A 24860-nucleotide genomic window follows, 5' to 3' on the forward strand; every position below is an offset into this window, starting at 1 on the left:
CTGAGTCGTCAGGCGGCGACCCGGCGGAAGCCGTCGCCGTGCGGCTCGACCGCGCCGGCGGCGACGAAGGCGTCGATCCAGCCCCGCATCGGCCATTCCCCCCACGTGCGGGCGAACCGCGCGCCGTTCCGCAGGATGTCGTCCAGGTGACGCCAGGGCGGCGCGCCCGCCGGATGCCACTGGTGGTACGCGTGCGCGCCGCCGACCCACTGCAGCCCCACCCCCGCAGCGCGGGCGCGGCGCGCGAAATCGGTGTCCTCCGCCCCGTAGCCCTCGTAGGCCTCGTCGAACCCGTCGAGTCGGCGCCACGTCTCTATGGTGACGGCGAAGGAGAGCGACCAGAAGAGGTCGTATTCGTCGCTCGCCGCGGATCGGGTGTCGCCCGCGGCCGGATTCGGCCGCGCGGGGTGCGGCCGCGTCATCGCGTCGAGCTCGCCGACGCTCCTCGGACGCTGCGCACTCGCGAGATACGTGACCGGCCCGCAGGCGATCTCGGACGGATGACGGCGGAGAGCCTCGAGGTACCGGGTGAGCAGCGTCGGTCCGGGCAGACAGTCGACGTCGAGGAACACCAGCGCGTCGGCACCCTCGGCGAGGGCGATGCGCGCCCCCTCGTTCCGCGCCGCCCCGACCCGGACTCCGTGGTGCCCCGGCGGAACGTGCGCGCCGACGATGCCCGGCGAAACCGGCGCCACTTCGGCGTCGAGTCCCACCTCGACCCGGACCACCTCGGCGCCCGGGGCGCGAACGCCTTCGAGGAACGCACGCTGACGGCGCAGGTGATCCTCGCGGTTCCGCGACCACGCGGTGATGACCGCGACGCGCCCCGTCACACCCGCACCTCCTCGATGACGGCCGCCGCACGCTCCGCGGCTCCCCGCACCTGCCAGCCGCGCCAGTCCGGCGTCCGCATCGCTGCACGCTCGACGAGGGCCGCGACCTCGTCGGCCTCGGCCGACGAGGGCGCGACCTCCGCCCATCTCCCGGCGGCGAGCACGCGGGCCGTCTCCTCCTGTTCGTCGAAGGGCCGCTCCTGCGGGACGACGACGGCGCGCGCGTTGGCTGCGGCGAGATCGGCGACGCTGTTCTGTCCGGCCGCGCTGACGACGACCCGCGCCCGGGTGATCATCGGCCACACGTCGTCGATGCGGTCACCGTCCCCGGTTCCGGCCGTCTCGACCGTCCACCCCGCCTCGCCGAGCAGCGTCGCCGTGCGGTGTCGCACGGATTCCGGCAGTGTCCTTCCGAGGAACAGCACCCGCCGCCCCGCTGCATCGCCCGCGCCGCGCCCGTCACCCGCATCACTCCCGTCGTAGCGCGACACGCCACCGACGCGGCGGACGCGATCGCGGAAGTGGTCGAGTCCCGCAGCCGGGATGGTGCCCTCCGCCCACGGAGCGAGAATGCGGTCGGCCATCTCGTAGGCCATGCGGTGCGGCCGGTCGGTCCGGAGGCCCGGCTGGGCGACCACCACCACCGGCACCCCCAGCAGCCGCACGAACGCCGTGACCTCCGCGCTCACGTCGACGACGAACGCCGACACCGCGGTGGTCGCGGCCCAGTCGGCGATGAGGGCGAGGCGGGCTCGGTGCCCGGGGTGCGCGATGGGCGCCCAGTGGAGTGCGCCGCGGGCGGTCTCGTCGCCGAAGTGGCGCGGGGAGTGCCGCGCGCCACGGGGGTCGACGATGTCGTCCGCGTCGAGGGGAAGCGTCTCCCACCGCGCGTGGGAGGGCAGCCCCGGTGGCGCGGGCAGCGAGGAGAACACGGTGACCTCGTCGTCGAGGTGGGGAAGGATCGCGCGGACGCGCGTGGCGTGCCCCCATCCGTGATGGTGGACGTACCAGCCGATCACGCCCCGACCGCCGAGCCCACGGCATCCGCCGTCACCAGCGCGGGAAGGGCAGCCCCGTTCGCGGCGACCGACAGCACCCGTTCGATCTCGCGGTGACGCTGCTCGAGCGAGTAGCGCGCCTCGGCGGCATCCCGGATCCGACCGCGCGGAAGACCCCAGCGCGAGAGCGCGGCGAGACCCGCGGCGGCGCGACCAAGCGCGCCGACGTCACCTGTTGGCACCACCGTCGTGGCGGGCATGCCCGCGAGCACCTCGCCGATGCCGCCCGCGTCGAACGCCGCGACGGGCGTGCCGGTCATGAGCGCCTCGGCGGCGACGAGGCCGAACGGCTCGTCCCACACCGGGGTCACCAGCGCCACGGCCGACGCACCGATCACATCGCTCAGCGCGGGGAGGCCGAGCGGCCCGAGGTACTCGATCCGCCCGCCGAGCAGGGGCTCGACCTCCCGCGCGAAGTACGCGGCGTCGCCGATCCTGCCCGCGATGCGCAGGCGCGCCCCGGCCCGCTGCGCCGCGCGGATCGCGAGGTGCGGAGCCTTCTCGGGAACGATCCGCCCGAACCACACCCACCCCGGTCCCCCCGCGCCCAGGTGCCACTGGTCGGCATCGACGCCGTTGGGGAAGACGAACGAGTCGACCCCGGCATCCGACCACGCCCGCGCCGTGAACTGGCTCACCGCGAGGAACCGGTGCGGCGCGCGCCCCGGGAGCATGCGCGCCGCGCGCACCATTCCGGGAAGCGGCGGCGTGTGAAGCGTCGTCACCACCGGCAGTCCGAGGTCCCGGCTCCACAGGATCGGATCGCCGTGGAGGCTGTGGTTGTCGACGACGTCGACCGGCAGCATCCGGGCGTCCAGGAGATCGCGCAGCCGCTCGAAAGCCCCTGCCATCCGGCGGTCGTGGCCGTCGGGACTGGTGCTGTCGGAGGCGTCCTGGGGCCGGCCCCACCGCGGACGGGGAAGTCGCAGCTCGGGCCGCGGTCCGAGGAAGTCCGATCCGTCCGCCGCGCACAGGAAGACCGTGTGGCCCTGCCGGCGGAGCCATCGCACCCGATTCCACACCACCGCCTCGAGCCCGCCCGCGTGGGGCTGGCGGAGCGCGTGCCGCTCGGGGGCGACCACGAGCACCCGGAGCCGTTCGACCGCGCTCATCGGCGTCCCTCCCCCACCCGCAGGAGTTCCCCTGCCCGCCGGGCGCGCGCGTCCTCCATCGCCTCGCGATACAGCGCCGCGTGGGCGGCCCGCACCTCATCTCGTTCCCTCATCCGGGCGCGGCGCCGCTCCCGTCGGACCGGGGGTCGGTCGGCCGCCTGTCGGGCGGCCCTGGCCCGCTGCACGGCATCGACGAGCGTCGACGGATCGTCGAGATCGAGGGTGGCGAAAGACGACGGATGCTGCGCCGCGACGTGACCCACCGGGGTGCCGGCCACGGGGACACCCAGATCGAAGCAGAGTTCGACCCAGCCCGAATGGGTACCGTGCCGGTAGGGCAGGACGAAGAGGTCGAGCCCGGCGAGCCACGCCTCGACCGCGGCATCCGTCATCCGGGGTGTGCGCCGCAGTTGCACCGACGGGTGCGACGCCGCGATCGTCTGGAGTCGCGCGGCGAGGTCGGCGTCGCGCACCCGCTCATTCAACAGGATGTCGAAGAGGACGGGGGTTCCCGCGGTCGTCAGCAGTTCCGCGGCCGCGACCGCCACCGCCACGGCAGCGGCGGCGTCGATGTTGGGGCGGAGGTCGCGGAGGTGCAGACCGACGCGACGCGGGGTGGGGTCGATCGGAGCGGAGACACCGCTCTCGCCCGAGTCGGCCGTGAGGAGGGGGTGCGGCAGCACCTCGCAGGTGCGGCCCCACCGGCGCTCGACCTCGGAGGCCGCGTCGGCGGTGAGGGTGACCAGCCGGTCGGCTGCGGGGATGATCACGTCCAGCAGCGCCAGGTAGGGGGCCTGATCGGTGAGCTGGGGATTGTCGAGGTCGTGCACCGTGTACACGACCGCGAGTCCGCGCTCGCGCGCGACGGCGAGCGCGGCGGCGAGATCGTCGGGGGCGGACGACTCCAACCCGAAATGCACGTGCAGCACGTCGAGCCGGGCCGCGTTGTCATCGATCCACGGCGGCGTGAGCGCGACGGGAGGCCACCAGCGGCCGTCCGTGGCACCGGGCACGGGGGGATCGGGCGCCAGGTCGACCAGCCGCCGATCGATGACGGCTTGGACGTAGGGATGTGCAGACGGCACGGATGCGACGCGGATGCGCGGGGTGTCGGTGGTTATGTCTACTCTCCCTCTGCCCGTGGAACGCTTCGCGATACCAGACTTACGAAGACGTCGCAATGCAAGGGGGCGAGAGGAGCGCGACGTGATCGACGAGATACGTTCACATCATGAACGGTGCTCCGAATGTGCTCGCCGCCGTTGCGCTGGAAGACGCTTCGGTGGTACAGCGCCGTGAGCACTACGGGGAGTTCTTCGGCCTCACCCCGCTGCCCGACCGCTACGGGGTCGTGGTCGGCAACTGCCAGGCGGAATCCCTGCGGATCGTGCTGGATGCCCCGGATCGGCGATTCGTCCGGGTGCCGCCGGTGCACGAGATAACCGCCGAGGAGGCGGGGCGGCTGCAGGTCCTCGTCGCCGGCGCGGCCGTGGTCGTCACCCAGCCCATCCGCGCCGACTACCGCGGCCTCCCGCTCGGCACCGCTCAGCTCTCGTCGGCGACGTCGGGCGCCGTGCTGACCGTGCCCTCCGTCCGCTTCTCGGGGCTGCAGCCCTTCCAGGCCGCGATCCGCGTGCCGGGCGCGGAGGAGGACCCCCCGATCGTGGCGTACCACGATGTCCGCACGCTTGCGGAGGCAGCCGGAGTTCCCGCTCGGTCCGCTCTTCGACCCGAGGACGTCCGCGACATCGCCCGCGACTCGCTCGACGAGCTCCGTACCCGCGAGCAGCACATCGACGTGCCGGTGTCCGACCTCTACGCAGCCCCCACCACCGACCACGCCCGGACGGTCAATCACCCGGGCAACGCCATCTGGATGCCGCTCGGCGCCCGGGTGATCGACGCCCTCGGCCTGGCGGGCGAGGTGACCGACCCGGAGCGCCCGCTCCTGGCCTCGGTGCGAAGTCCCCTGGCCCCCGAGGTCATCGAGGCGTGGTCGCTGCCGGAGGAGCCGCGCGCGCACTGGCTGGTCGAGGGTCGCGCGGTCGACGATGCGGAGGTGCGCGACGCCCACCGCCGCTGGTACGCCGCCCACCCCGCCTTCGTTGACGCCGCCCTCACGCGCCTGGCTCCCCTCCTCTCGCGCTGGCAGCACCGATGAACCGCGAGAGTGCATCTGGGCGCCGAGGGTGCGGGGTCTCGCCGCATTCTCGGCGCGCCGTCGCACTCTCGCGGGCAGCCGGGCGGACAGGCGGGCAGCCGGGCGGGCGGGCAGGGGGGTGCGCGTGAGCGGCGCGCCGGTCCTCGTCGTGCACCCGGGCGACCACGGGGTGGCCGCGTACGGGCGCCAGGTCGCCGAGGCCGTCGCCGCGCGGCGAACCGGCATCCTCACCGTCGACGCGGCCGATGAGCCCGACCTTCTCGCGGGAAGCCCCGTGCACGTGCAGTTCACCGACCGGCTGTGGGCCGACACCCCCGAGGCGGCCGCCGAGCGCTTCGTCGCGCTCGCCGCGCGGCGCCCCGTCACGGTCACCCTGCACGACGTGCCCCAACCGTCGGACGGCCCGCGGAACCTCCCCCGGCGCCGGGCCGCGTATGCCGCCGTCGCCGCCACGGCGCGCGCGGTCGCGGTCAACAGCGACCACGAGCTCGCCCTGCTGCAGGAGGCCGACATCGCCCCGCGGTCGGTGCGCAGCATCCCGCTCCCCGTCGACATCGATGCGGACGTCACGCCGCACGCGTCGGACGGCGCGGTCGGGGTGCTCGGCTTCTTCTACCCCGGGAAGGGACACGACGAGGTCGCCCGGGCGGCGGCCGCAGCCGGGCTCGCGCGGATGACCGTGCTCGGCCGGGCGTCCGACGGCCATGCCGCCGACCTCGAGGCCTTCGTCGGTCGCGCCGAGGCGCTCGGCCTCGACGTCGAGGTGACGGGGTGGCTCGACGACGACGATCTCGCCGCGCGCGGGCGGAGCGTCGCGGTGCCGGTGGTGGCGCACCGGCACGTGTCGGCGTCGGGATCGCTCGCGACGTGGATCGGGTGGGGCCGTCGCCCCGTCACCGAACGCAACCGCTACGTCGACGAGATGGCGCGGCTGCGCCCCGGCACGCTGAGCCCGGTCGAGCCCGCCGATCTCGCGGCTGAGATCCGCCGCGCAGCCGCGACGCCGGCCTCGACCTGGCACGGCCTGGACCGTGTGCCGTTCTCGATCCGCGACGTGGCCGAGGCCTACCTGTCGTGGTGGGAGGAGATCGGATGACCGCTCGCGAGCCGTGGGTCGTCGGAAACGCCTGGGACACCCTGGACGGCGTCGTTCCCGACCCGCTCCCCCGGGTCTCGGTGATCGTCGCCCACTTCGACCAGCCCGCTGAACTCGCCCGCACCCTCCACGCCCTCGCGGCACAGGACTACCCGACCGAGCTCGTCGAGGTCATCGTCGCCGACGACGGCAGCCCCAGCGAGGTCCGGACCCCGCCGGGGGTGGGTCTGGTGAGGCAGGATGACCGCGGGTTCCGGCTCTCCGCCGTCCGCAACCTCGGGGTGCGCGCGAGCACGGGCGACGTGCTGTGCTTCCTCGACGCCGACACCGCGCCCGAGCCGGGGTACCTGCGGGCGCTCACCCGGTTGCCGGCCCTCCTCGCCGAGGCGGTGACCGTCGGCCGGCGCCGCCACGCCGACTTCGCCGGACTCCCGCCCGATGCGCCCCTGCCGGCGGCGACCGCGGGCCGGGAGCTCACCGACCCCGCGTGGCTGCGAGATGCCTACGCGCACAGCGGCAACCTCCGCGACGCGGACGATCGGTCGTACCGCTTCGTCATCGGAGCCGTCCTGGCGTGCTCGCGGCGGCTCTACGACGAGGTCGGCGGCTTCGACGAGTCGTTCACCGCCTACGGCGGCGAGGACTGGGAGTTCGCCCACCGCGCCTGGCAGGCCGGGGCGGTCTTCGCCCATGTGCCCGACGCGGTCGCCTGGCACGACGGTCCGGAATGGTCGGCCCGCGACGGGTCGGACACCGCGCGCGCCAACGCGCAGTCCCTGCGACTCGCACGCGACATCCCGGTGCGCGGGTCAGCCCCGCGCGGCCTGCTGCCGACCGCACCCGACATCGCGGTCCACCTGTCCGCCTCCCCGTCGGCGGCGGCGCTCTTCCTCACCGTCGACTCGGTGCTGGCCGCGTTCCCCCAGGCGCGCGTGGTGCTCGGGGATGGCGTCGATCCCCCGCTCGCAGACCCCCGCGTGATCTCGGGCGACGTGCCCGATGCGAGGGTCGTGCTGCACCTCGAGCGCGCCGTCGTCATCACCGACCCCGCGTGGATCGTCGACGTCGTCGACCGGCTCGCTGCGGGCGAGGTCGGCACCGTGCACCTGACCGACCCGGCGGGATCCCCCCTCGGGGTGCTGCGCTCCCGCCGCGCGACAAGACGCGCGCACCGGTGGGGCACCGAGGCCGGGTTCCGCGTGGCATCCGTCGTCGCCTCCGGCGTGTCGGCGGTGGGCGATGAACCGCGGATCGAGGCGTGGGTCGGCGGCTGGGGCGGCCCGGGCTCCTTCCAGTGACCCAAAAGCGGCGTTCACGCAACCCCGACTTTCCGGCAGATCCGCCACCTATCGTGACCGCATGAGCACTCGGGACCAGTACACGTTCGACAACCCCGTGACGCGCTATGCCCGCGTCGAGCCGCCGCTGCAGCACCAGCCCGAACCGGGTGTGCAGGCACGGATGCAGCCGGTCCCCGACCTCGGGGAGAAGACCTACCGCGGCACCGGGCGCCTCGCCGGCCGGAAGGCGCTCATCACCGGCGGCGATTCGGGCATCGGCGGCGCCGTGGCCATCGCGTTCGCGCGTGAGGGCGCGGATGTCGCGATCGTGCACCTCCCGGGCGAGGCCGAGGATGCCGCGCACATCCTGGACCAGATCGCGGATGCCGGGACGCGAGGCCACGCGATCGTCGCCGACATCTCCGACGCCGCCCGCTGCCGCGCCGTCATCGACGAGGCGGTCGAGGCGCTCGGCGGCCTCGACATCCTCGTCAACAACGCCGGACGCCAGATCGCTGTGGAGAGGGTGGAGGACCTCAGCGACGAACAGTTCGAGCTCACCTTCCGCACCAACGTGTTCGCACCCTTCTGGCTGACCAAGGCCGCCCTCGCCCACCTTCCCGCGGGCTCGAGCATCATCAACACCGCCTCCCTCGAGGCGTACAAGCCCGCACCCGACCGGCTCGACTACGCCTCGACGAAGGCGGCGATCAACAACCTGTCCAAGGGCCTCGCCGTCCAGCTCGCCGAGCGCGGCATCCGCGTGAACGTCGTCGCGCCCGGCCCGGTCTGGACGGCCCTGCAGGTCTCGGACGGCGTGTCGGACGAGCAGATGAAGGCCTTCGACGACGAGAACACCTACCAGCGCTCCGGCCAGCCGGCCGAGCTCGCCCCGGCGTACGTCTTCCTCGCCTCATCGGAGTCGAGCTACGTCTCCGGTGCCACGCTCAACGTCAACGGCGGGATGATCACCCCGTGAAAGTCGAGGGCACGGTCTACGTGCTGCCCGGGCTCGGGCTCTCGGCCGAGGCCGTCGCACCCCTCGCCGCACATCTTTCCCCCGCCCTCGCGGTCGTCGGTGTCGACCTTCCCGGCCACGGCGGGGCTCCGGATGCCGACGGCGACGGCGTCTCCGCCCTCGCCGATGCCGTGATCGCGGCGATCGCGCAGAGTGCGACCGGGGGGCCGTGGCTCCTGTGCGGCCACAGCATGGGAGGCAAGGTCGCCGCCGTCGTCGCCGACCGCGTCCTCCGTGGGGATGCGCCCCTGTTCGGCCTGGCGGGCCTGGTGCTGCTCGCGCCCTCTCCTGCCACACCGGAGCCGATGTCCGACGACAAGCGCGAGGAGATGCTGTCGTGGGCGGCCGCCGGGCCGATCTCCGAGGCTCACGCGCGCCGATTCGTCGCCGACAACGTCGGGGCATCGCTGGATCCGTCCGATGAGGGGGCGGCGATCGCCCAGGTGCAGGCGATGTCGCCGCGCGCCTGGCGTCGCTGGCTCCACACGGGCAGCCGCGAAGACGTCAGCGGCGGCCTCGACATCGCCGCCGTCCCCGCGGTCGTCGTCGCGGGCGAGGAGGATGCCGACCTCGGCGCCGACGCTCAGCAAGGCCTCGTCGCCCGCACCCTGCCGAACGCGACGATCATGTCGTTGCCCGGCGCCGGCCATCTGCTCCTGTTCGAGCGCCCCGCCGAGGTCGCCGCGGCGATCGAAGGACTGTGGGCCGCCATCTCGACGGGATCGACCCGCGTTCCCGACAGCTGGGGCCGTGTCATCGCCTCCGAGCGGACCGATGCCGAGACCCGCGGCATCCTCGCCCGCCGCCATCTCGCCGACGACCCCGACGCCGAACCGCAGGCACTCTCCCGCGCCCAGCTCGTCCTCCTCGCGGCGGTCGCGGCGCGTCTCATGCCGCGCGGCCCCGATGACCGGTTCGACCTCGCGCGGGTCGTCGACCGCGAACTCGCCGCCGGCCGGGGCGACGGCTGGCGGCCACCGGGCCTCCCCCACGACGCCGAGGCCTACCGGCTCGGACTCGATGCCCTCGCCGGCGCCTGGCCCGGCGACACCACGAGCCAGGATCACCTCATCGCCGACATCATCGCCGGGGCGGGCTTCGCGGGCTCGCCGTGGGACGACGAGACGACGCAGCGGTGGTTCGAGGACGTCCGCGCCGACCTCGCACAGGCGTGGGTGTCGCATCCCGCGACCTCCGCCCGGCTCGGATTCGACGGCTTCATCACCGCGATCGACTCCCCAGACCCCGGCTTCTCCGAGCTCCGCGCCGACCGCCGCGCCGCCTGGGAGCCCGACACCCTCGGCACCGTTGCAGCGGAAGAAGACGAATGAACCTCACCGACATGCGCACCTACCCCACCGACGAGATCGTCGACGTCGTCGTCGTGGGCACCGGCGCCGGGGGCGGCCCTCTCCTCGCCCGCCTGGCGGGCAACGGCCTGCGCGTCGTCGCCCTCGAGGCGGGTCCGAACCTCGACCCCGAGCAGCTGATCCCCGACGAGGTCGAGGGGCGGCGAGTCAACTGGATGGCGGAGCGGATCAGCGGCGGCGAGGCCCCCACCGCGTTCGGGCCGAACAACAGCGGCCGCGGTGTCGGGGGCGGGACCCTGCACTGGGGGGCGTTCAGTCCGCGGCCCGATGCGCGAGACCTCGCCCTTCGCACCGAGTTCGGCGTGGGTGCGGACTGGCCGATCGATCCCGACGAGCTCACCGCCTACATCGAGGAGGTCGAGCGCACCGTCGGCGTCTCGGGTCCGACGCCGTACCCGTGGGACCCGGGGCGGACGTACCACTGGCCCGCCGTCGAACGGAACGCCCCGGCCGATCTCGTCGCCGTCGGCGCGGAGAAGACGGGGATCCGCACCGCCACCGCTCCCGCGGCCATCCTCACCCGCGACCACGATCAGCCGCACTACGGCCGTCGGTCGAGGAACCTCAACCTCGGCAGCATCCACCAGGGGGATCGCAGCGACGCCAAGGCGACGACGGCGAACACCTACCTCCCCGCGGCGGTCGCCGCCGGGGCCGAGATCCGTCCGGACAGCCTCGTGCACGGCATCGAGCTCGACGAGGCCGGGCGGGTCCGTGCCGTCGTCTACACCCGGGACGGGCGCGAGGTACGTCAGCGCTGCGCCGCCCTCGTCCTCGCCGCAGGCGGGATCGAGACCCCGCGCCTGCTCCTGCACACGGGGCTTGCCAACTCCAGCGGCATGGTCGGGCGCAACTTCCTGGCGCACGGCGCCCTGCAGGCATGGGGTCGCGTCGACGCCCAGGTCCGCGGCTACCGCGGCTACCCGTCGGCGCTCATCAGCGAGGACTTCGTGCGCCCCGCCGACGCCGACTTCGCCGGCGGCTACCTCATCCAGAGCCTCGCGGTGATGCCGGTCACCCACGCCACGATGCTCGTGCGCGGCGGCGACCTGTGGGGCCGGGAGCTCATGGACGCCCTCGATGTCTGGCGATACTCCGTCGGGATCGGCATCAACGCCGAGTGCCTGCCCGCCGACCAGAACCGACTGGTGCTCTCGGATGAGAAGGACGAGTTCGGCGTGCCCCGCGCCGAGGTCACCTTCACCCCGGGCCGCAACGAGAAAGCCATCGACGATCACGCGACGCGGACGCTCACTGGCATCCTCGAGGCGATCGGGGCCCGCGACATCCGGGTGCTCGCACGCTCAGCGCACACGCTCGGCACCTGCCGGATGAGCGACAATCCCGCGGACGGCGTCGTGGATGCCGAGGGCCGCAGCCATGACATCCCGAATCTCTGGGTGTGCGACAACTCCACCTACCCCAGCGCCCTGGCGGCCAATCCGTGCCTGGCGCAGATGGCGCTGTCGCTGCGGACCGCCGACCGGATGCTGCGCTCCCGCGCCGCCTGAGCGCGAACGCGCGGTCAGTGCCCCTCGAGCTCGTCGTCCGGCACGAGCTGGCGGATGGTCAGCGCGGCGCTCACGAGCGCGAGGTGGCTGAGCGCCTGGGGCAGGTTGCCCCAGAACGCGCCGTCGTCGGCGGAGATCATCTCGGCGTAGATCCCCACGTCGTTGGCCGCGTCGACCAGCGCATCCATCGCGGCCAGCGCCTCATCGTGCCGTCCGACGCACGCCAGGGCGCCCGCCCGCCAGAAGGCCGACGCGACGAAGGTGTGCTCCTCGGCCGCCATCCCGGTGTACCGGTAGAGCAGACCGTCGCCGGCGCCGAGCGCCGCGGTGAGCGCGTCGATCGTCGCCGACATCCGATCGCCCCGGTCGAAGCCGCTCTCGGCGTGCAGGAGCACGGAGGTGTCAAGATCGGTCGACCCCGGGTACATCACGTAGCTGCCGGCGTCGTCCGACCAGCCGAACTCGGCCACCCACTGCCGGATGCGCTCGCGCTCGGCGCGCCACCGATCGGCGTTGCCGGGTATCGAGCCGCGCTCGGCGAGCCACGCGGCGTCGTTCAGCGCCTGCCAGCACCCCATCTTCGACGAGGTGTAGTGCCGGATCTCCGGGAGCTCCCACATCCCCGAGTCGGGGTTCCGCCACAGGTCGCAGGTGCGATCGGCCATGTCGGCGAGCATGCGCCCGGTCGCGACATCCAGGATGTTGCCCGCATCGACGTAGGTCCGGCAGATCGCGAAGAGGTCCCCGTAGACCCCCAGCTGAAGCTGATCGCGGGCGGGGTTGCCCGAGACCACGGGGCCGATGCCCTTCCAGCCGTCGACGTCGAACTCCTCCACCCCTGCGGTGACCTCACCCTGCAGGGAGTACAGCACGTGCAGGTCGGGTCCGTTCTCGCGGATGGTGCGCAGCAGCCACGAGATCGCCGCGTGCGTCTCCTCCCGCAGGCCGAAGCGCACCAGGGCGTGGGCGGTGTAGGCGAGGTCGCGCACCCAGGCGAAGCGGTAGTCCCAGTTCTTCCCGCCCCGCGGGTTCTCGGGGAGCGAGGTGGTCGCCGCCGCGGCGATGGCACCGGTGGGCGAGTAGACGAGGAGCTTCAGTGCCAGGGCGCTGCGCTGCACGGCGTCCTGCCAGGGGCCCTCGTAGGAGAACTCCCGCGACCACACCCGCCAGCCGTCGATGGTGCGATCGACGCTGCGGTCGACGTTCTCGGGAACCGGGAGGTGGAGGGGTTCGCCGCCGGTGGCGACGATGACGAGAAGATGCCGCGAATCGCCCGCCGTGGTGAACGTTCCGCGCAGGAGCGGACCGCTGACCCCATCGGGGTCGGGATCGTCGGGACCGTGCGCGCTGCCGACCACGGCGAGTGAGGTCCCCCCGACGCGGAGCACCGCGGCACCCTCGTGCTGTTCGATCCACGGCGCCGCCGTCTGCAGTCGCGACCCGGGCTGCACCGCCCACTGGAATTCGACCTCGCCCTCCACGCCCTCGACGCGACGAGCGAGTTCGGCCCACGGCAGACGCCCCGCCACGCCGGTCACCAGCGCGTCGGTGATGCGGGCGCGGCCCGTCGGCGTCGTAAAGGTCGTCTGCAGCACGTTGGTGCGGGCGATGTAGCGACGGCGGACGGTGTATTCGCCGACCGGTTCGAGCTCGATGCACCCGCCGGTCGCGTCGTCGAGGATCCGCGCGAACACGGGCGGCGAGTCGAGGTTGGGCAGCGGCAGCCAGTCGATCTGCCCCCGCAGGCCCACGAGCGCGATCGTGCGTCCGTCGCCGATGGGCGCGTAATCGCGCAGGTCGCTGTGCGAGGGGGATGCCGGGGTCACGCGTTCAGGCTACGAAGCGTGCCGCACTTCGGCGCAGGGTTGCGCCAACCGGCGCCGAAGGGTAGCGCCGTATCGCGCTCTCGCCGTCGGCGCAACCCCGGGCCGCGGCATCCGTCGTCCGGCCTAGCGTGGCGGGCATGGCGAACATGTACACCCCTCAGGACCCCACGACCCAGTTCCCGCGCCCGCCCTTCCCGCCGCAGCAGCAGAGCGCGCCCGGCGACATCCACAAGATGGACCCCGCGCCCGACCACGGCGAGACGACCTACGTCGGCTTCGGGCGGCTGCCCGGCCGGAAGGCCCTCGTCACCGGCGCCGACTCGGGCATCGGCCGCGCCGTCGCGATCGCCTTCGCCCGCGAGGGCGCCGACGTCGCCCTCAGCTACCTCGCCGAGGAGCAGGCGCAGGCCGAGGAGGTGGCCGCCCTCATCGAGAAGGAGGGCCGGGTCGCGGTGCTGCTGCCGGGTGATCTGCAGGAGGAGCAGACCAACGTCGAGGTCGTCGAGAAGGCCGTCGAGGGGCTCGGCGGACTCGACATCCTTGTCATCAACGCCGGGACGATGCCGACCGTCGACAGCATCGACGACTTCGAGACCAAGACGCTCGATCACGTCGTCAAGGCCAACATCTACCCCCTGTTCTGGCTCACCAAGGCCGCCTCGCCGCACCTGAAGCCGGGCGCGTCGATCATCACGACCTCGAGCGTCCAGGGCTTCCAGCCCTCGCCGTCGCTCGCCGAGTACGCTGTGTCCAAGGCCGGAATCGCGAACTGGACGCGCGCCCTGTCGCAGCAGCTGATCGAGCGCGGCATCCGGGTGAACGGCGTGGCGCCCGGGCCCATCTGGACGCCGCTGCAGCCGGCGTTCGTACCCAACGAGAAGATCGAGGAGTTCGGCTCGCAGACCCCGATGGGTCGGGCGGGCCAGCCCGTCGAACTCGCTCCGGCGTTCGTCTTCCTCGCCTCGCAGGAGTCCAGCTACGTCGTCGGCGAGACCATCGCCGTGACGGGCGGGATGCCGGTGCACTGACGTCACGCGTGGTGTGACCGGCAGCACGGTGTCGACCCGATCAGTTGCGGTCGTTCGGGTCGACGCCGGTGCGCTCACCGGTTTCGAGGTCGGCGATCACGCGGTGATCCGAGGCCGTGAGGGAGAAACCGAACAGATCGTGGTTCTGACGGATGCGCTCGGGATGAACCGACTTCGGGATGACGGTGACGTCGTTCTCCAGGTGCCACCGCAGCACGACCTGGGCCGGGGTCACCCCGTACTTGCCCGCAATCCTCCCGAGCGCCGGTTCGTCGAGCAGTCGCCCCCGCGCGAGGGGCGACCACGCCTGCGTGATGATGCCGAGGTTCGCGTCGTAGGCGCGGACGCGATGCTGGGGGAACCGGGGGTGCAGCTCGACCTGATGCACCGCGGGGATGACCCCCGTCTCGGCGATGATGCGGTCGAGGTGCTCGGGGTGGAAGTTGCACACCCCGATCGAGCGGGCCCGCCCCTCCTCACGCAGACGGATCAGCGCGCGCCACGCATCCACGTACCGGTCGCGCAGGGGAGCCGGCCAGTGGATGAGGTAGAGGTCGACGTAGTCGGTCCCGAGCTGATCGAGACTCTCGTCGAACGCTCGCAGAGTGGAGTCGTACCCGTTGTCCTCGAAGCGCACCTTCGTGGCGAGGAACACCTCGCTGCGCGGCAGGCCGCTGGCGGCGAGCCCGGCGGCCACACCCGCCTCGTTCTCGTACATCGCGGCGGTGTCGATGCCGCGGTAACCGGCCGCCAGGGCGACCTCGACGGCGGCGGCGGCCTCGTCGTCGGTCATCTTGTAGACGCCCAGGCCGACCCGCGGCATCCAGTGCCCGTCATTGAGCGGCACCGTCGGGTCGTGCACCTCGACTCGATCGATGCCCGCAGCCCCATCGCCAGAACCAGACACACGCCTATGTTACGAGTCGCGCCCGACCGGTTTCGAGGGCATCGTCGGCGAGACCGATCGATGGTGCGGGTCGTCGACGTGGTTCCTCCGTCGGCGGAGCACAGCGTATGCGACAGCCAGTGCCCCCGCTCCCGTGGACGCGGCCACCCACCAGAGCCAGGTTCCGCCGTCTTCCTCGGTCGCGGCGAAGGTGCCGGGTGCGAACTCCACCACCAGCGTCATCGTCTCGTCTGCGGACAGATCGCGCGCCGACGCCTCCACCATCACCGCCCCGAGCTGACCCGGGGTCAGCTCGAGGTCGCAGGGACCCGCCGCTCCCTCGGGGCCGATGAGGCAGCGCGACGCGCCGGTGAGCGTCGGGACGAGGTCGGCCGGCACTCGGAGCGTCGCACGCACCTCTCCGATCGTCGGTGAGCCATCACTGCCGTTGACCGCCCAGACGAACTCCTGCGGGCCGCGGTCGTCACCGACGGACACGACGCCGTCGACGGTGTAGGTGAAGACGAAGGACTGCCTGCCCCGCAGTCCGTCGGGCGCAACAGCCGTCATCGTGTAGACACCGTCGGCGCTCTCGACCTCGCTCGGCCACTCGGCTCCGTCGGGTTCGGTGATCGAGATGAGGCGCGGATGCCGCGGCGTCCCGTTCGCGGACTCGACGACCTGTCGCCCCACGCCGCCGGTCTGAACAGGCTCGGCAAAACGGACGACGTAGGTCTCGGCCGCCGTGAGCGCGCTCACCACGCCCGCCCCGCGACCGAGCGTATAGTCGGCCGTCAAGCTGTCGATGATCACGTCGTCACCATCGATCGAGATCGCCGCCGAGGCCGGACTGCCGATCAGGAGCGCGATCGCCACGGCAGCCGTCACCGCACCGAGGAGCGCGCGAGATGTCCTCACGGTGATCCCGGAATCCTCTGCTGCGACAGCAGCCGCAGGATCTGCGTGCGGAAGGGGAAGAATCCCCGGCGAGCGTGCGGCCAGGCGACGCTGTCCCACTCCCGGCGGGTCGTCGAGAGGGCGATGCCCCGGTCGTGGAGGGCCGTGCGAAGCGCGGTCATCCGATCGGCCACCGGACCGACGGGGGCGTACGGGACGACGACCGTATCGAGATTGCGGGTTGCCGCCCACTCGACGACAGACGCGGGCGATACGGCGTCGAGCGCCTGAGCGTCGCCCGCCTCTCGAGCTCGTTCAAGACCATCGGAGACGGCGCCGGCGGTGAACCGCCGAACCTCCTCGGAGACACCCCTCGGCGACCGACTGTCGGGGTCAGCCCCTCCCGCCACCGCGACGACGCGGCCGTCGTCGAGCCAGCGGTGCTCGCGGCGAAGACTCGCCAAGGCCAGGTCTTCCTCGTGGAGGAGAAGACCTCGTCGCACGCCCGAGGGACCGGGCTCGGCATCGGGAATCGGCGACGGCGCGGGCAGCGGCTCTTCGGTCCGAGCCGACGCCTCGGTCGCAAGGCCCCGCGGGTGGAAGCGGCCGTCGGTGTACCGGACGATGTTCGACGCGGTGGCGAGATAGGTCTTCCCCTTCGTCTGGAGCCCGGCGACCCACCGCCAGGACAGCGTGTTCGATGCGGCATCCCCGTCGAGCAGGTGTCGGTAGAAGAAGTCGGCCCCGAGCTGCCAGGGCAGGCGCAGCGTGAAGATCCAGATGCTCGCGAACCACATGCGCGCGTGATTGTGGAGATACCCGGTCTCGACGAGCTCACGGGCCCAGGCGTCCATCGCGTCGATCCCCGTGCGCCCGGCTATCGCATCGCGGTACTCCGGGGTGTCGGCGCCGCCGGCGTCGATGAGCTCGGCGACGTCACGCCGGTACCGCCGCCACACCTCGGGGTTCTGCTCGAGCCACCCCTTCCAGTAGGTGCGCCACATGACCTCCTGCACGAACTTCTCGGCCGCCGGCAGGCTGTGCTGCCCGAGTACCGCCGCCACGACCTCGCGCTCGGTCACGAGCCGGTGCCGGATGTACGGTGACAGCGACGACACGTTGGTGCGCGGAGGACCGGTGTCGACATTGCGCTGTCGTGCGTAGGCGGCTCCGGCGCGGGGCACGAAGTCCGCCAGGGCTTCGAGACCCGCCGCGCGGGTCGGAGGGAACATGCCGCAATTATGGGTCGCGGCGGAGGGGGTGCGGGTCGCCGGACGGATGCCGGGGGCTCACCTGCGTCAGGCGCAGACGCGCACCCGCCGTCCCTCAAAGGCCACGACATCGCCGAGCTGGAGCTGGCGGCCGCGACGACGATCCACCTCGCCGTTGACGGTGACGAATCCGTCGATGATCGCCTCTTTGACGTCACCGCCGGAGTCGAGAACGCCGGCGAACTTCAGGAACTGCCCGAGGCGGATGCTGTCGCCGCCGATCGAGACGTCGGTGATCGGGGTCGCATCCGGCATCCTCGAATGCTAGCCGGTCGGCGATGACGCGCATGTCGTGCCCCTCGGGGTCGGTGAAGTAGCGCGGGTCGACCATCGGCTTGTCGCGATAGTCGCGCGAGCGCAACCGCACCGTGCCGCGGGAGCGGGCGTGCGTGACGTTCGGGGTGAGGCAGGAGACCTCACTCGACGATGCCCTCGGGGTGGTCCTGGAGGTTCGCTCCGACACCGGGGGCGTCCACGCGGACGGGGATGCCGTGCGCTTCGAGGTGCTCGCGCGGGCCGATGCCTACAGCAGCAGCGGCTGCGGGGTGTTGATCGCCCCCGCCGAGACGATTATCCTCGCGTGGCGGCGATGCGGTCAGGCCGCCCGAAGGCATTGCCGACGTACTGGACGCCGACGCAACGGTCGCCGTCGAACTCGAGCTCAGGGACGTGAACGTCGGTGAGGACGGTGAGGTTTTCCTGCTCCAGGATCGGGTGCAGGTACGACACCGACGAGGAGGCGCGCGTGCCGTCGGCGCGTCGTGGCCGTGGTGGTCACCCTTGTCCGCCGGCCTAGCGGTTGACGTGCGGGCGTCATCCGTGCTCAGCCACCCCCGCCCAGGCAGTAACGTCAAATGATGCCCCTGCTGCACGAGCAACTGACGCCCGTCTTCGACGAGGTCATGAACCGCAATCCCGGCGAGACGGAGTTCCACCAGGCTGTGCGCGAGGTGCTCGAGAGTCTGAGCCCCGTCGTCGAGCAGCACCCCGAATACGCCGACGCGGAGATCATCCGCCGTCTGTGCGAGCCGGAGCGACAGATCATCTTCCGGGTTCCCTGGACCGATGACTCCGGACGCGTGCAGCTGAACCGTGGGTTCCGCGTCGAGTTCAACTCAGCGCTCGGCCCCTACAAGGGGGGCCTGCGCTTCCACCCATCGGTGTACCTCGGGATCGTGAAGTTCCTCGGGTTCGAGCAGATCTTCAAGAACTCCCTGACGGGCCTGCCGATTGGTGGCGCCAAGGGCGGCAGCGACTTCGACCCGAAGGGCCGCAGCGAGGCGGAGGTGATGAGGTTCTGCCAGTCGTTCATGCTGGAGCTCTATCGCCACCTCGGCGAGTACACCGACGTTCCGGCCGGCGACATCGGCGTCGGCGGTCGTGAGATCGGCTACATGTTCGGCCAGTACAAGCGCATCACGAATCGCTACGAGTCGGGCACCTTTACCGGCAAGGGACTCACCTGGGGCGGTTCGAGGGTGCGCACCGAGGCCACCGGATACGGGACGGTCTTCTTCGTCGACGAGATGCTCCGCGCGGCCGGCGACTCGTTCGAGGGGAAGCGGGTCATCGTCTCGGGCTCGGGAAACGTCGCGATCTACGCGATCGAGAAGATCCACCAGCTCGGCGGGCGGGTGATCGCCTGCTCCGACTCCGGCGGCTACATCGTCGACGAGGACGGCGTCGACCTCTCGCTCGTGAAGGAGATCAAGAACGATCGGCGCGGTCGCATCGAGGAGTACGCCACCGTGCGGACATCCGCGCGGTTCGTCGCCGGCGGATCGATCTGGGATGTGCCGAGCGACATCGCCCTCCCCTGCGCGACGCAGAACGAGCTCGATGAGCCGGGCGCGACCGCACTCATCCGCAGCGGATGCCGGATCGTCGCCGAGGGCGCCAACATGCCCACCACCCCGGGGGCGATCCGAGCCCTGCGCGAAGCCGGCGTGAGCTTCGCCCCGGGGAAGGCCGTCAACGCCGGAGGGGTCGCCACCAGCGCCCTCGAGATGCAGCAGAACGCCTCGCGCGACTCATGGACCTTCGAGCACACGGAGGAACGGCTGGCCGTGATCATGAGCTCGATCCACGACCGCTGCCTCGAGACCGCCGACCGCTACGGCACGCCGGGCGACTACGTCGCGGGGGCCAACATCGCCGGTTTCATCCGCGTCGCCGACGCGATGCTGGCGCTCGGCGTGATCTGAGCCGGTCCGTCGACGGGAGAAGGGCTCGTCGGAGGCGTCGCCGACGAGCCCTTCTCTCGAGCGGGACTCAGGCCTTCGACAGCCCGTAGATCGGGCTCTTCGCCTGCTCGTCCTCGTGGTCGGGTCCGAGCGGGATGCCGCTGCGGTCGCGCAGGAGCAGCGTCGCCACGAGTCCGAGGACGGTCATCCCCGCGAGATACCAGGTCACCCCGGCGGTCGACCCCGTGGACTGCACGATGGCCTGGGCGATCGTCGGGGCGAAAGCGCCACCGAGGATCGCGCCGATCGCGTAGGAGATCGAGACGCCTGAGAATCGGATCGACGCGGGGAAGAGCTCGGAGTACAGCGCCGCCTGCGGCCCGTAGGTGAAGCCGAGGCCAATCGTGAGGACGACGAGCCCGACCGTGAGGAGCACGATGTTCGCGGTGTTGACGAGCGGGAAGAGGAGGAAGACGCCTACGAGCTGCAGGATCCAACCGGCGAGGTAGGTGGTCCGCCGCCCGATGCGGTCCGACAGCCACCCCGCGATCCAGGTGAAGACGAGCCACGATACGGCCGACAGGGTGACCGCGCCGAGCACGTCGGCGGTCGAGAGACCCACGGCACCCTCCGGGTCTGTGGCGTACCGCTGGATGTAGCCGCCGGTCGTCATGTAGCCGACGGCGTTGTTGCCGGCGAAGACGAGCGCCGCGATGATGACGAGGAGCGCGTGACGGCGGAAGAGCTGCACGATCGGCATGCGGGTCTGCTCTTTGCGCTCGGCGAGCTCGGTGAAGACCGGGCTCTCCTCGACGCGGCGTCGGATGTAGTAGCCGACGAGGATCAGCACCACCGAGAGGAGGAACGGCACCCGCCAGCCCCACTCCAGGAACGCCTCGCCCGGGGCGAGCACGGCCATGAGGCCCATGATCCCGGAGGCCAGGAGGAGGCCGAGCGGAACACCGATCTGCGGCGACGCCCCGAACAGGCCGCGCTTGGACCTGGGCGCGTGCTCGACGGCCATGAGAACCGCCCCGCCCCACTCGCCGCCCGCCGAGATGCCCTGCAGGATCCGAAGGAACAGAAGCAGGATCGGCGCGGCGATCCCGATCGCCGCGTACGTCGGGAGGAGTCCCACCAGGGTCGTCGCGACGCCCATGAGGATCAGGGTCAGCATGAGGACGAGCCGGCGGCCGTACTTGTCGCCCAGGTGGCCGGCGAGGAAGGCGCCCAGCGGGCGGAAGAGGAAGCTGATTCCGACCGTCAGGAACGCCAGGATCTGCGCGAAGCCCTCGCCCGCCGGCGCGAAGAAGAGCTGACCGAAGACGAGCCCGGCAGCCGAGGCGTAGATGAAGAAGTCGTACCACTCGACGGTGGTGCCGACGACCGTGGCGAACACCACGCGACGGCGATCCTTCGGGCTGCTGATGGTGCCGGTGGGAGTGAATCCCCGTTGCGATGTCTCGCTCATCTTCTCTGACTCCTCGTGACGACGTTGTCTCCGGCGATGCAGTTCTCTTTGCTTGCCGGCGCGGTGTCGATAATATACGATTTAGAATATGCCGCAAGTGCGGAGGCAAGGGAGCTCATGACTGTACACACCGCAGTGACGGATGCCGCTGATCGGCGATTCGCCGCGCTCCCCCAGCGCCCGGGGAAGATCGTGGCGATCCACCTCAGCTACGCCTCGCGTGCCGACCAGCGCGGTCGCCGCCCCGCCGCTCCGTCCTATTTCCTGAAGCCCTCGAGCTCCGTCTCGGTGTCGGGCGACACCATCGAGCGCCCCGCCGGCACCGAACTGCTGGCCTTCGAGGCCGAAGTCGCGCTCGTCATCGGCAGCGATTGCCGCCGCGTCGGCGTCGATGAGGCCTGGTCGCACGTCGGCTGGGTCACCGCCTCCAACGATTTCGGCCTCTACGACCTCCGCGCGAACGACAAGGGTTCGAACGTCCGCTCCAAGGGCCGCGACGGGTACACCCCGCTCGGTCCCCGGCTCATCGACGCGCGCGACGTCGATCCGGCCGGCATCCGCGTGCGCGCCTGGGTGAACGGCGAACCGGCGCAGACCGACACCACGGCCGGGATGATCTTCCCCCTCACCCAGCTCGTCGCCGACCTGTCTCAACACATGACCCTCGAGCGCGGCGACGTCATCCTCACCGGCACGCCGGCGGGGTCATCGGTCGTCGTTCCCGGAGACGTCGTCGAGGTCGAGGTAGATGTCCCGAACGCGCTCGGCGCCCCGTCGTCCGGCCGACTGCGCACGACGGTCGTCCAAGGCAAGGACGGGTTCGACGCCGGTATCGGCTCCCTCCCCGCCGTCGACGACCTGCAGCGAGCCGAGGCCTGGGGCTCGCGCGAGGCTGCGGGACTTCCCGCTGACACGCCGCTCGGACTGGCACCTGAGCTGCGCGCCAAGCTCGAGCGCGCCCCGGTCGCCGGCCTTTCTCAGCAGCTGCGCAAGCGAGGCCTGAACAACGTCACGATCGACGGTGTCCGTCCCCTCCACCCCGGGAAGAAGCTCGTCGGGCTCGCCCGCACCCTGCGCTTCGTCCCGAACCGGGAAGACCTCTTCGACAGCCACGGCGGCGGGTACAACGCCCAGAAGCGGGCGTTCGACGCCGTCGGCGACGGCGAGGTGCTCGTCATCGAGGCACGAGGCGAGGCCGGGTCGGGAACGCTCGGTGACATCCTGGCGATTAGGGCCCATGCACGCGGCGCGGCCGGCATCGTCACCGACGGCGGCGTGCGCGACATCGACGCCGTCACCGCCGTCGGCATCCCGGTGTACACGGCGGGGGCTCACCCCGCCGTACTCGGACGCCGCCACGTGCCCTGGGACGCCGACCTCACCATCGCCTGCGGTGGAACCACCGTCCAGCCCGGCGACATCCTCGTCGGCGACGCGGACGGTGTCATCGTGATCCCGCCGGCGCTGGCCGACGAGGTCGTCGACGCGGCCCTGGAGCAGGAGATCGAAGACGGCTGGATCGCCGATCAGGTCGCCCAGGGGCATCCGGTCGAAGGGCTTTTCCCCCTCACCGGCGAGGGGAAGGAACGGTACCGCGCATGGCGAGCGGAGAAGTGACCGCGCCGGCGGCGAGCCTGAGCAAATCGCAGCGCGCCTATCACTGGGTGAAGGAGCGCATCGCCTCGCAGGAGTTCACCCCCGGCTACCGATTGGTGCTCGGCACCATCGCCGCCGAGCTCGACATGAGCGTCGTGCCCGTGCGCGAGGCGATCCGCCAGCTCGAGGCGGAGGGCCTGGTGACCTTCGAGCGCAACGTCGGCGCCCGGGTCTCGATGGTCGATGACACGCAGTACCGCTACAGCATGCAGGCCCTGTCCATCCTGGAAGGGACGGCGACAGCTCTCGCCGCACGCCGCCTCACCGTCGACGACATCCGTCACGCCCGAGACATCAATGAGCGGATGATCGCCTCGCTCGCCGATTTCGATCCGCGCTCGTTCACCCGGCTGAACCAGGAATTCCACGCCACGCTCTACGGCAAATGCGCGAACCCCCGGATGCTCGAGCTGGTCGAATCCGAGTGGGGGCGTCTCGGGCACCTCCGCGACTCGACCTTCAGCTTCGTGCCCGGGCGTGCGCAGGAGTCGGTGCAGGAGCACGAGAACATCCTCCGGCTCATCGAGACGAGCGCGCCGCTCGGCGAGATCGAGAAGGCCGCCCGGCGCCACCGCTCGGCCACCCTCGACGCCTACATGATCCACGAACACCCCGACGAGACCCTCGGCCTCCCAGCCTTCTGACCCTCCCCAAGGAGCACGATGACCGACACCGCTGCGCGCACCACCGAGCGCCATGTGCCCGCCGACCTTCCCGACCACATCCAGCACTACATCGGGGGTGAATTCGTCGACTCCGTCGACGGCGCGACCTTCGACGTGCTCGACCCTGTCTCGAACGAGACCTACCTGACCGCGGCGGCCGGGAAGAAGGCCGACATCGACCGCGCCGTCGCCGCCGCCCGAGTCGCCTTCACCGAGGGGCCGTGGCCGAGGATGCTGCCGCGCGAGCGATCGCGCATCCTCCACCGCATCGCCGACATCGTCGAGTCGCGCGACGCGCGCCTCGCCGAGCTGGAGTCGTTCGACTCGGGGCTGCCGATCACGCAGGCGCTCGGCCAGGCCCGGCGCGCGGCGGAGAACTTCCGCTTCTTCGCCGACCTGATCGTCGCGCAGGCCGATGACACCTACAAGGTGCCGGGGCGCCAGATCAACTACGTCAACCGCAAGCCCATCGGCGTCGCCGGCCTCATCACGCCGTGGAATACGCCCTTCATGCTCGAGTCGTGGAAGCTCGGACCCGCCCTGGCGACCGGCAACACCGTCGTGCTGAAGCCCGCCGAGTTCACCCCGCTCTCGGCGTCACTGTGGGCGGGCATCTTCGAAGAGGCGGGGCTGCCGACCGGGGTGTTCAATCTCGTCAACGGTCTCGGCGAAGACGCCGGCGACGCCCTGGTGAAGCACCCCGACGTGCCGCTCATCTCCTTCACCGGCGAAAGCCGTACCGGGCAGATCATCTTCGGCAACGCCGCCCCCTACCTGAAGGGTCTCTCGATGGAGCTCGGCGGCAAGTCGCCGGCGGTCGTCTTCGCCGACGCCGACCTCGACGCCGCGATCGACGCGACCATCTTCGGTGTGTTCTCGCTCAACGGCGAGCGCTGCACCGCCGGCTCGCGCATCCTCGTCGAGCGCGAGATCTACGACGAGTTCGTCGAGCGCTATGCGGCCCAGGCCAAGCGCGTGCGCGTCGGCTACCCGCACGACCCCGCCACCGAGGTCGGCGCGCTGGTGCATCCCGAGCACTACGACAAGGTCGTCTCGTACATCGAAATCGGCAAGTCCGAGGGGCGCCTGGTCGCCGGCGGGGGCCGCCCCGAGGGGTTCGAGACCGGCAACTTCGTCGAGCCGACCGTGTTCGCCGACGTCGCGCCGGACGCGCGGATCTTCCAGGAGGAGATCTTCGGTCCGGTCGTCGCCATCACCCCGTTCGACACCGACGAAGAGGCGCTCGAGCTCGCCAACGGCGTGAAGTACGGGCTCGCGGCCTACATCTGGACGAACGATCTGAAGCGCGCCCACAACTTCTCGCAGGCGGTCGAGGCGGGCATGGTGTGGCTGAACTCCAACAATGTCCGCGACCTCCGCACCCCCTTCGGCGGGGTCAAGGCCTCCGGCCTCGGCCACGAGGGCGGGTACCGGTCGATCGACTTCTACACCGATCAGCAGGCCGTGCACATCACGCTCGGCAAGGTGCACAACCCCACCTTCGGCAAGGGCTGACCCGCCTCGGTCGTTGAGCGAGC

The 24860-nt window shown here is 71.5% G+C and carries 21 protein-coding genes and 1 pseudogene; 11 read left to right on the top strand and 11 right to left on the bottom strand.

The features are described from left to right. Nucleotides 1-8: 8 nt before the first annotated feature. Genes MA875_RS07075 through MA875_RS07090 form a run of 4 tightly spaced genes read right to left on the bottom strand, consistent with a single transcriptional unit; the run spans nucleotide 9 to nucleotide 4088 of the window. On the bottom strand, nucleotides 9-833 hold the full coding sequence (locus MA875_RS07075; protein ID WP_248241431.1) for a glycosyltransferase family 2 protein: 825 nt from the start codon (nucleotides 831-833) through the stop codon (nucleotides 9-11). Continuing rightward, nucleotides 830-1852: a glycosyltransferase gene (locus MA875_RS17755; RefSeq protein WP_248241433.1), complete on the bottom strand. Its 1023-nt coding sequence runs from the start codon at nucleotides 1850-1852 to the stop codon at nucleotides 830-832. Before MA875_RS17755 ends, MA875_RS07075 begins: the two co-directional genes overlap by 4 nt. After that, on the bottom strand, nucleotides 1849-3003 hold the full coding sequence (locus tag MA875_RS07085) for a glycosyltransferase (protein ID WP_248241434.1): 1155 nt from the start codon (nucleotides 3001-3003) through the stop codon (nucleotides 1849-1851). The genes MA875_RS17755 and MA875_RS07085 overlap by 4 nt, the downstream gene beginning before the upstream one ends. Next, nucleotides 3000-4088: a glycosyltransferase gene (locus tag MA875_RS07090; protein WP_248241436.1), complete on the bottom strand. Its 1089-nt coding sequence runs from the start codon at nucleotides 4086-4088 to the stop codon at nucleotides 3000-3002. The genes MA875_RS07085 and MA875_RS07090 overlap by 4 nt, the downstream gene beginning before the upstream one ends. Before the next feature lie 146 nt (nucleotides 4089-4234). Between MA875_RS07090 and MA875_RS07095 the strand changes: the two genes are divergently transcribed. The 6 genes from MA875_RS07095 (at nucleotide 4235) to MA875_RS07120 (ending at nucleotide 11439) form a co-directional block, all read left to right on the top strand. After that, the gene (locus MA875_RS07095) at nucleotides 4235-5164 is read left to right on the top strand and encodes a WcbI family polysaccharide biosynthesis putative acetyltransferase (protein ID WP_248241437.1); all 930 of its coding nucleotides are present in this window, start codon (nucleotides 4235-4237) and stop codon (nucleotides 5162-5164) included. A 124-nt stretch (nucleotides 5165-5288) separates the two neighbouring features. Continuing rightward, a complete protein-coding gene (locus MA875_RS07100) occupies nucleotides 5289-6260 on the top strand; it encodes a hypothetical protein (RefSeq protein ID WP_248241439.1) in 972 nt (323 codons plus the stop codon). Then, entirely contained in the window at nucleotides 6257-7558 is a 1302-nt protein-coding gene (locus MA875_RS07105; protein WP_248241441.1) for a glycosyltransferase family 2 protein, read from the top strand. The genes MA875_RS07100 and MA875_RS07105 overlap by 4 nt, the downstream gene beginning before the upstream one ends. Nucleotides 7559-7619: 61 nt before the next feature. Then, nucleotides 7620-8519, top strand: a complete 900-nt coding sequence (locus MA875_RS07110) for an SDR family oxidoreductase (RefSeq protein ID WP_248241442.1) — start codon at nucleotides 7620-7622, stop codon at nucleotides 8517-8519. Next, nucleotides 8516-9889 (top strand): alpha/beta fold hydrolase, encoded by a 1374-nt coding sequence (locus MA875_RS07115; RefSeq protein WP_248241443.1) that lies wholly within the window; start codon nucleotides 8516-8518, stop codon nucleotides 9887-9889. The genes MA875_RS07110 and MA875_RS07115 overlap by 4 nt, the downstream gene beginning before the upstream one ends. Further along, entirely contained in the window at nucleotides 9886-11439 is a 1554-nt protein-coding gene (locus tag MA875_RS07120; protein WP_248241444.1) for a GMC oxidoreductase, read from the top strand. The genes MA875_RS07115 and MA875_RS07120 overlap by 4 nt, the downstream gene beginning before the upstream one ends. A 14-nt stretch (nucleotides 11440-11453) precedes the next feature. Here the strand turns inward: MA875_RS07120 and MA875_RS07125 are convergent, their stop codons facing one another. After that, complete coding sequence (locus tag MA875_RS07125; RefSeq protein WP_248241446.1) at nucleotides 11454-13265, bottom strand: glycoside hydrolase family 15 protein; 1812 nt, start codon at nucleotides 13263-13265, stop codon at nucleotides 11454-11456. 137 nt (nucleotides 13266-13402) lie between these two features. Between MA875_RS07125 and MA875_RS07130 the strand changes: the two genes are divergently transcribed. Continuing rightward, a complete protein-coding gene (locus MA875_RS07130; protein ID WP_282448800.1) occupies nucleotides 13403-14293 on the top strand; it encodes an SDR family oxidoreductase in 891 nt (296 codons plus the stop codon). 40 nt (nucleotides 14294-14333) lie between these two features. On the opposite strand, the gene MA875_RS07135 is transcribed toward MA875_RS07130, so the two are convergent. The 5 genes and pseudogenes from MA875_RS07135 to MA875_RS07155 all read right to left on the bottom strand — a co-directional run. Next, nucleotides 14334-15200 carry an aldo/keto reductase gene (locus MA875_RS07135; protein WP_308221509.1) on the bottom strand — a complete coding sequence of 289 codons (867 nt, stop codon included), beginning with the start codon at nucleotides 15198-15200 and terminating at the stop codon, nucleotides 14334-14336. A 9-nt stretch (nucleotides 15201-15209) separates the two neighbouring features. Beyond that, complete coding sequence (locus MA875_RS07140) at nucleotides 15210-16097, bottom strand: DUF2207 domain-containing protein (protein WP_248241447.1); 888 nt, start codon at nucleotides 16095-16097, stop codon at nucleotides 15210-15212. Further along, nucleotides 16094-17308: an FAD-binding domain-containing protein gene (locus MA875_RS07145; protein WP_248241448.1), complete on the bottom strand. Its 1215-nt coding sequence runs from the start codon at nucleotides 17306-17308 to the stop codon at nucleotides 16094-16096. Before MA875_RS07145 ends, MA875_RS07140 begins: the two co-directional genes overlap by 4 nt. A gap of 66 nt (nucleotides 17309-17374) precedes the next feature. Then, on the bottom strand, nucleotides 17375-17602 hold the full coding sequence (locus tag MA875_RS07150) for an RNA-binding S4 domain-containing protein (RefSeq protein ID WP_248241449.1): 228 nt from the start codon (nucleotides 17600-17602) through the stop codon (nucleotides 17375-17377). Between the two features lie 22 nt (nucleotides 17603-17624). Next, a pseudogene (locus MA875_RS07155) lies at nucleotides 17625-18109 on the bottom strand (GMC family oxidoreductase N-terminal domain-containing protein); the annotation flags it as partial. Nucleotides 18110-18204: 95 nt separating this feature from the next. Here MA875_RS07155 and gdhA point away from each other — a divergent pair. Next, a complete protein-coding gene (gene gdhA, locus MA875_RS07160; protein WP_248241450.1) occupies nucleotides 18205-19551 on the top strand; it encodes an NADP-specific glutamate dehydrogenase in 1347 nt (448 codons plus the stop codon). A gap of 67 nt (nucleotides 19552-19618) precedes the next feature. Here the strand turns inward: gdhA and MA875_RS07165 are convergent, their stop codons facing one another. After that, complete coding sequence (locus MA875_RS07165; protein WP_248241451.1) at nucleotides 19619-21001, bottom strand: MFS transporter; 1383 nt, start codon at nucleotides 20999-21001, stop codon at nucleotides 19619-19621. Nucleotides 21002-21118: 117 nt separating this feature from the next. On the opposite strand from MA875_RS07165, the gene MA875_RS07170 reads away from it, so the two are divergent. From MA875_RS07170 to hpaE, 3 genes are read left to right on the top strand one after another with little or no spacing between them, the layout of a single operon-like run. Beyond that, nucleotides 21119-22618 (top strand): fumarylacetoacetate hydrolase family protein, encoded by a 1500-nt coding sequence (locus MA875_RS07170; RefSeq protein ID WP_248241452.1) that lies wholly within the window; start codon nucleotides 21119-21121, stop codon nucleotides 22616-22618. Continuing rightward, complete coding sequence (locus MA875_RS07175) at nucleotides 22600-23301, top strand: GntR family transcriptional regulator (protein ID WP_248241453.1); 702 nt, start codon at nucleotides 22600-22602, stop codon at nucleotides 23299-23301. Before MA875_RS07170 ends, MA875_RS07175 begins: the two co-directional genes overlap by 19 nt. 18 nt (nucleotides 23302-23319) lie before the next feature. Further along, nucleotides 23320-24837: a 5-carboxymethyl-2-hydroxymuconate semialdehyde dehydrogenase gene (gene hpaE / locus MA875_RS07180; protein ID WP_248241454.1), complete on the top strand. Its 1518-nt coding sequence runs from the start codon at nucleotides 23320-23322 to the stop codon at nucleotides 24835-24837. The last annotated feature ends 23 nt before the right edge of the window (nucleotides 24838-24860 follow it).

It is taken from the genome of Microbacterium kunmingense (genome assembly GCF_023155745.1).
GTDB lineage: Bacteria > Actinomycetota > Actinomycetes > Actinomycetales > Microbacteriaceae > Microbacterium > Microbacterium kunmingense.

What these genes read in the sequence shown, in the direction of transcription:
- MA875_RS07085 (WP_248241434.1), bottom strand. Translation starts at nt 3,003, where the DNA reads ATGAGCGCGGTCGAACGGCTCCGGGTGCTCGTGGTCGCCCCCGAGCGG.
- MA875_RS07095 (WP_248241437.1), top strand. Translation starts at nt 4,235, where the DNA reads ATGAACGGTGCTCCGAATGTGCTCGCCGCCGTTGCGCTGGAAGACGCT.
- MA875_RS07105 (WP_248241441.1), top strand. Translation starts at nt 6,257, where the DNA reads ATGACCGCTCGCGAGCCGTGGGTCGTCGGAAACGCCTGGGACACCCTG.
- MA875_RS07110 (WP_248241442.1), top strand. Translation starts at nt 7,620, where the DNA reads ATGAGCACTCGGGACCAGTACACGTTCGACAACCCCGTGACGCGCTAT.
- MA875_RS07120 (WP_248241444.1), top strand. Translation starts at nt 9,886, where the DNA reads ATGAACCTCACCGACATGCGCACCTACCCCACCGACGAGATCGTCGAC.
- MA875_RS07130 (WP_282448800.1), top strand. Translation starts at nt 13,403, where the DNA reads ATGGCGAACATGTACACCCCTCAGGACCCCACGACCCAGTTCCCGCGC.
- MA875_RS07145 (WP_248241448.1), bottom strand. Translation starts at nt 17,308, where the DNA reads ATGTTCCCTCCGACCCGCGCGGCGGGTCTCGAAGCCCTGGCGGACTTC.
- MA875_RS07150 (WP_248241449.1), bottom strand. Translation starts at nt 17,602, where the DNA reads ATGCCGGATGCGACCCCGATCACCGACGTCTCGATCGGCGGCGACAGC.
- gdhA (WP_248241450.1), top strand. Translation starts at nt 18,205, where the DNA reads ATGCCCCTGCTGCACGAGCAACTGACGCCCGTCTTCGACGAGGTCATG.
- MA875_RS07165 (WP_248241451.1), bottom strand. Translation starts at nt 21,001, where the DNA reads ATGAGCGAGACATCGCAACGGGGATTCACTCCCACCGGCACCATCAGC.
- MA875_RS07170 (WP_248241452.1), top strand. Translation starts at nt 21,119, where the DNA reads ATGACTGTACACACCGCAGTGACGGATGCCGCTGATCGGCGATTCGCC.
- MA875_RS07175 (WP_248241453.1), top strand. Translation starts at nt 22,600, where the DNA reads ATGGCGAGCGGAGAAGTGACCGCGCCGGCGGCGAGCCTGAGCAAATCG.
- hpaE (WP_248241454.1), top strand. Translation starts at nt 23,320, where the DNA reads ATGACCGACACCGCTGCGCGCACCACCGAGCGCCATGTGCCCGCCGAC.